The sequence below is a fragment of the Anoxybacillus sp. CHMUD genome, assembly GCF_013096965.1.
In the GTDB taxonomy this organism is placed as follows: domain Bacteria; phylum Bacillota; class Bacilli; order Bacillales; family Anoxybacillaceae; genus Anoxybacillus; species Anoxybacillus kestanbolensis_A.
Genome location: NZ_SDLG01000051.1, coordinates 1 through 1343, shown reverse-complemented (window position 1 = coordinate 1343; position 1343 = coordinate 1). Strand labels below are relative to the sequence as shown.

Below are 1343 nucleotides of genomic sequence, written 5' to 3'. Positions count from 1 at the left end.
AAAACGCTCGGACAAGGGGTATTTTACAGTAAAGACGACGGCAAAACGTGGTCGCCAAGTCAATTGAACGGCCTGCCGCAAACTGCTGCAGGAACGATTGCTGCCCACCCAACGGATGAAAATATGGTTGGAATTAGTACATCGGAAGGAATTTTTGTTTCAAGAGATAATGGGAATACGTTTGAACGGTTCACGCGAAAAATCAATACGACGACGTTTGCGTTCCAAGAAAAATTCATTGTATTTGCAGCTGTAGAGAACGATAAACCTATCCTAATCAAACAATCATTAGACACAAAACAAGAGGAAGTTCTTTCCGTTCCTACGCTCGATGAAAAAGACCATATCATGTATATCACTTCTAATCCAGCAAATGAAAACGAAATAGTGATTGCGACGATGAACGGGGATATTTTTATGACAAAAAATAACGGTGCAAGCTGGACAAAACTAGCATCGAAAGGGAAAATATAAAAAGACATGCGGGTGCGTGTCTTTTTGCTTACTGAAAATATATCGCTCCACAATTTCTGCAAAATTCATTGCTACAATATAGACATCAGATAGAGAAGAAGGTGAGAAGAAGGGTGTATTCGTTCTTGAGTCAAATCAGTAACTTTCTAAGTCAACCGTTTCTTAATATGGCAAATAGCATGACAGAGATTCCCATTTTGTCAGCCTTTCTTCTTGGCATCGTAGGAGCGATGGCTCCGTGTCAAATCACTAGTAATTTAGGAGCGATCACTTTATACAGTAATCAGTCCTTGCAAAAAGGAATTGCGTGGAAAGAGTTGTTCCTATTTATTTTTGGTAAAATTATTGCTTTTTCCGGTTTAGGTTTCATCGTTTGGCTGATGGGGAAAGAGATTCAAAGTACGCTAATATTGTATTTTCCGTGGTTAAGAAAGCTTATTGGTCCCATTCTCATTCTTGTAGGCTTATATTTGTTAGGGCTTTTTAAAATGTATTGGAACGTTACCTTGTTCAAAGTGCCTGAGAGATGGCGAAAAGGAAAAATCGGTTCGTTTTTCATGGGATTTGGCTTTTCATTAGCTTTTTGTCCAACGATGTTTGTGCTGTTTTTTGTCACTCTCATGCCTCTCGTCTATTCAACGTCTTATGGGGTACTATTACCGAGCATCTTTGCCGTTGGAACTTCTGTACCTGTTATTTTCTTTATCTTTATCCTTTGGTACTTAGGATTTAGCGGCACTGTAATGAAAAAAGGAAGACAAGTAGGGGGGATTGTTCAGAAAACAGCCGGAATCGTGATGGTTTTACTTGGTATATTAGATACGATCACTTATTGGTTTTAAAGTTAGGAAAAGGAGGGAAACTCAATG

2 protein-coding genes are annotated in these 1343 nt (G+C 38.9%); both read left to right on the top strand.

Translation table 11 applies throughout. The features are described 5' to 3' along the window. On the top strand, window positions 1–474 hold a 474-nt coding region (locus ETB99_RS14510; protein ID WP_483860850.1), incomplete at its 5' end, for a VPS10 domain-containing protein. Between the two features lie 113 nt (window positions 475–587). After that, complete coding sequence (locus ETB99_RS14505) at window positions 588–1316, top strand: urease accessory protein UreH domain-containing protein (protein ID WP_077428962.1); 729 nt, start codon at window positions 588–590, stop codon at window positions 1314–1316. Window positions 1317–1343 lie beyond the last annotated feature (27 nt).